This is a genomic window from Cellulomonas septica (assembly GCF_012396155.1).
Classification (GTDB): domain Bacteria; phylum Actinomycetota; class Actinomycetes; order Actinomycetales; family Cellulomonadaceae; genus Cellulomonas; species Cellulomonas septica.
The window spans coordinates 1-3,972 of the sequence record NZ_JAAXOY010000327.1; the positions used below are offsets into that span (position 1 = coordinate 1).

At 75.3% G+C, this 3,972-nt stretch carries 5 protein-coding genes; 4 read left to right on the forward strand and 1 reads right to left on the reverse strand.

All coding sequences use genetic code 11. The features are described from left to right. Positions 1 to 880 (forward strand): M15 family metallopeptidase (locus HGA02_RS12530; RefSeq protein WP_168679293.1); only part of this gene is annotated, 880 nt, incomplete at its 5' end. Positions 881 to 1,070: 190 nt separating this feature from the next. Here HGA02_RS12530 and HGA02_RS12535 read toward each other — a convergent pair. After that, positions 1,071 to 2,006 carry an aldose epimerase family protein gene (locus tag HGA02_RS12535; protein WP_168679294.1) on the reverse strand — a complete coding sequence of 312 codons (936 nt, stop codon included), beginning with the start codon at positions 2,004 to 2,006 and terminating at the stop codon, positions 1,071 to 1,073. Positions 2,007 to 2,186: 180 nt separating this feature from the next. On the opposite strand from HGA02_RS12535, the gene HGA02_RS12540 reads away from it, so the two are divergent. From HGA02_RS12540 to HGA02_RS12550, 3 genes are all read left to right on the forward strand, one after another. After that, complete coding sequence (locus HGA02_RS12540; protein ID WP_210728511.1) at positions 2,187 to 2,945, forward strand: SDR family oxidoreductase; 759 nt, start codon at positions 2,187 to 2,189, stop codon at positions 2,943 to 2,945. Between the two features lie 4 nt (positions 2,946 to 2,949). Then, complete coding sequence (locus tag HGA02_RS12545; protein WP_210728512.1) at positions 2,950 to 3,537, forward strand: TetR/AcrR family transcriptional regulator; 588 nt, start codon at positions 2,950 to 2,952, stop codon at positions 3,535 to 3,537. Positions 3,538 to 3,540: 3 nt separating this feature from the next. Further along, on the forward strand, positions 3,541 to 3,972 hold a 432-nt coding region (locus HGA02_RS12550; protein WP_168679296.1), incomplete at its 3' end, for an alcohol dehydrogenase catalytic domain-containing protein.

The following is a 3,972-nucleotide window of genomic DNA, read 5'->3' on the forward strand; positions in this document are numbered from 1 at the left end:
CTGGCTGTCCCCGCTGCCGCTCGACGACGACCCCGAGCCCGTCGCCCCCTGGGCCTCGGCGCGCGCGGCCGCCGTCGCCGCGGAGACCCAGGCGGACGTCGAGCGACCGACCCGCTCGCGCACCGCGACGGTCCGTCCGACCGACCGCCACCAGGCCCGGATGCCGCTCCTCGCGGTCCGCCTCGGGGTCCTCGGTGCGCTCGCCGGCGTCACCGTCGTCATCCCGACCGTCAGTCAGGGCGCGCTCGAGGGCGTCGGCGTGCCGGGTTCCGACTCACGCGCCGCCGAGGCGTCCCTGCCCGACACCGTCTCGGCGCTCACCGCGTCGTCGCTGTCGATCCTCCCGCCGTCGTCCCTCGTCTCGGCCGACGGCGCGCTCGCCGCCCGGGAGGCCGCGGGCACGAGCCGCACCGAGATCCGCTCCGCGCTCCCCGGCTGCGACGGCACCGACCGGCCCGCGGGGGAGAACGGCCTGCTTCGGACGGCCGACCTGTGCACCTTGTGGGACGGGCACACGCAGCTCCGCGCGGACGCGGCCGTGTCGCTCGCGGAGTTCAACCAGGCGTTCGTCGCGCGGTTCGGCGGCGACCTGTGCCTCAGCTCCGGCTACCGCTCGCTCGCGCAGCAGCGCGTCGTGAAGGCGCAGAAGGGCGGCCTCGCCGCCGCCCCCGGCAAGAGCAACCACGGCTGGGGGCTCGCCGTCGACCTCTGCCAGACGCAGACGTCGGGCGCCAAGTGGGCGTGGATCCTCGACAACGGGCCCGCGTTCGGCTGGGAGAACCCGGCGTGGGCGAAGCGCGGCGGCAGCGGGCCGTTCGAGCCGTGGCACTGGGAGTACGCCAAGGGCGTCCAGGAGGACGGCGAGTACTACGGCCGCTGACCGGCCGACCACCCTGCCTGCCTCACCCCGCCGCCCCCGCTAGACCAGACCCCGCATCCCCCGGCCCTCGCATCCGCCGGCCCTCGCGCGCCCCGTCGGCGCCGCGTCTCTCGCGACCACGGGGGCCTCGCCCTGGAGACCACGAGGGCGCCCGAGCGGCCAGCCCGGACGCCCTCGACGGCGGCTGCGGTCAGAGCAGGCGCAGACCCCACGCGACGCGGTGGCTCGCACCCGGCTCGAGCCGGACCAGGTCCGTGCCCGTGCGGAACGCGTCGGCGACGCACGTCATCGGCTCGGCGGCGACGCCGCGGCGGTCGAGGCGCGGGATCCCGTCGCCCGTGCACACCTGCCACGCGACGAAGCTGTCGTCGGCCCACATCGCGACCGTCCGGCCGTCGGGGCGTCCCAGGTGGATCCAGGACAGGCCCGCGTCGTCGCGCGTCAGGCCGACCCACGCGTCGTCGAGCTCCACGCCGCGCAGCGGGACCGCGGTGCGCAGGTCGAACGTGCCGCTCACCGGCTCGGTGCCGGTGGGGAGCAGCCGGTCGTCCACGGTGACGTGCACGTCGGCGTCGACCTGCAGGGTGCACGCGTCGACGGTCGCGTCGCCGGGGGAGAGCCACGGGTGGAAGCCGATGCCGTAGGGGGCGGCGGTGGCGTCGACGTTGGTCGCGGTCACCTCGATGCGCAGGCCGTCGTCGTCGAGCGTGTACGCGACCGCGAGGTGCACCGACCACGGGTAGCCGGGTGTCGGGACGATCGTGTGCTCGAGGACGAGCCGGTCGGCGGTGTGCTCGCTCGCGGCGAACGCGACGTACGCGACGAGGCCGTGCAGGGCGGTCCGGCGTGCGTGCTCCGTGACGGGCACCTCGTAGTCGGTGCCGTCGAACGCGTACTCGCCGTCCGTGAGCCGGTTGGGCCACGGTGCGAGGACCGCGCCGGAGAACGCGGGGGCCGACTCGGTCTCGGCGAACGGCAGGACGACGTCGACGCCGCCGACGGTGTACTCGCGCAGGCTCGCGCCGACGGCGGCGACCACCACGCGGGCGTCGCCGCGGGTGAGGGTGTGCTGGGTGCCCGTGGGCAGCGCGCGCGCGGGGCGGTGGGGGGCGGTGCTCGTGTTCACGCTCACACGGTAGTGGTCGGCGGGCCGGGTGCTGCGCGTCCTGGCCGCGAGCGCCTCGCGTCGGGGCGGGGTCGTGTACTGTCACGGCATACCGAACGGTCGGTTTCGCGCGAGCGCCGCGTGTCGACCCCCCGCGTGGCGGTCGTACGGGCGGCCGGCGGGCCGCGGCGAGAGGACGTGATGAACAGGTTCGAGGGCAGGGTCGCCCTGGTGACCGGCGCGAGCCGGGGGATCGGGCTCGCGACCGCGCAGCGGCTCGCGGACGAGGGGGCGCGCGTCGTCCTGACCGGCAGGCGCGCCGAGACGCTCGACGAGGCGGTCGCAGCGATCGGGCCCGCGCGTGCCGTCGGCGTCGCCGGCAAGGTCGACGACCCCGAGCACCGGGCCGCCGCGGTCGCGACGGCCGTCGACCGGTTCGGCCGGCTCGACCACCTCGTCAACAACGCCGGCATCAACCCGGTCTACGGTCCGCTGCTCGACATCGAGCGGGCTGCCGTCGACAAGATCCTCGCGGTCAACGTCGTCGCCGCCCTGGAGTGGACGCGGGACGCCGTCGCGGCCGGGCTCGGCGCGCACGAGGGCGCGTCGGTCGTGTGCACCGGGTCGGCGGCCGGGCTCACGTCGAGCCCTGGCATCGCGCTGTACGGCGTCTCCAAGGCCGCGCTGCTCAACCTCACCGCGCAGCTCGCGGTCGAGCTCGCGCCGCGCGTGCGCGTCAACGCCGTGGCGCCCGCGGTGGTCCGCACGCAGCTGGCCCGCCGCCTCTACGAGGACGACGAGACGGCCGTCGGAGCGCGGTACCCGCTCGGGCGGATCGGGGAGCCCGAGGACGTCGCCGGGCCGGTCGCGTTCCTGCTGTCCGGTGACGCCGCCTGGGTGACGGGGCAGACGCTCGTGCTCGACGGTGGCGTCAGCGTGCGCCCGTGGGGGGAAGGATGACCGCATGAAGCAGACCAGCGTGGCCGACGACGTCCTGCGGGCCGCACTCGGGCTGTTCGCGGCCCAGGGGTACGCGAACACCTCCGTGCAGCAGGTCGTCGACGCGGCGGGCGTCACCAAGGGCGCCATGTACCACTACTTCCAGTCGAAGGACGACCTGCTCTTCGCCGTCTACGACCGCATGCTCACGCTCCAGACGGACCACCTCGAGGCGATCGCGGCGCGCGACGAGCCCGCCGACGTCCTGCTGCGGGAGGCGTGCGTCGACGTCATCGAGACGTCGATCGACTTCCTGCTCGAGGGCACGGTCTTCTTCCGCAGCGTGCACATGCTGTCGCAGCCGCGTCAGCAGGAGGTCACCCGGCGGCGCCGCGCGTACCACGACACGTTCGCGGCGCTGCTGGAGAAGGGCCAGGCCGACGGGTACTACCGGACGGACGTCCCGCGCGGCGTGATCGTCGCGCACTTCTTCGCCGACGTGCACTACCTGCCGACGTGGTTCTCGTCCGACGGGCCGGAGACCAAGGAGCAGGTCGCCGCGCAGCTCACCGACCTGTTCCTCGCGGGCATCGCCGCCCGTCCGGAGGGCTGAGCCGTGCGGGCGTGGCACGTGGAGCGGTACGGCGAGCCCGTCGACGTGCTGCGCCTCGCGGAGGTTCCCGACCCGGCGCCCGGTCCCGGGCAGGTGCTCGTGGGCGTGCGCGCGGTCGCGGTGAACTTCCCCGACGTCCTGCTCGCGCGCGGGCAGTACCAGGAGCGGCCGCCGCTGCCGTTCGTGCCCGGCATCGAGCTGTGCGGTGACGTGCTCGCGGTCGGCGACGGCGTCGAGCACGTGGCCGTCGGCGACCGTGTCGTCGGGTCGCGGATCGGGGTGCTCGCCGAGCGCGCGGTGCTCGACGCGCACGAGGTGTGGCGCGCCCCCGTCGGGCTGTCCGACGAGCAGGCCGCCGGGTTCGTCATCGCGTACCAGACGGCGTGGTTCGCGCTGCACCGGCGGGCGGGCCTGCGGCGCGGCGAGACCGTGCTC

Bases quoted from the DNA above. Each gene is read 5' to 3' on its own strand.
- HGA02_RS12540 (WP_210728511.1), top strand. From the start codon at position 2,187: ATGAACAGGTTCGAGGGCAGGGTCGCCCTGGTGACCGGCGCGAGCCGG.
- HGA02_RS12545 (WP_210728512.1), top strand. From the start codon at position 2,950: ATGAAGCAGACCAGCGTGGCCGACGACGTCCTGCGGGCCGCACTCGGG.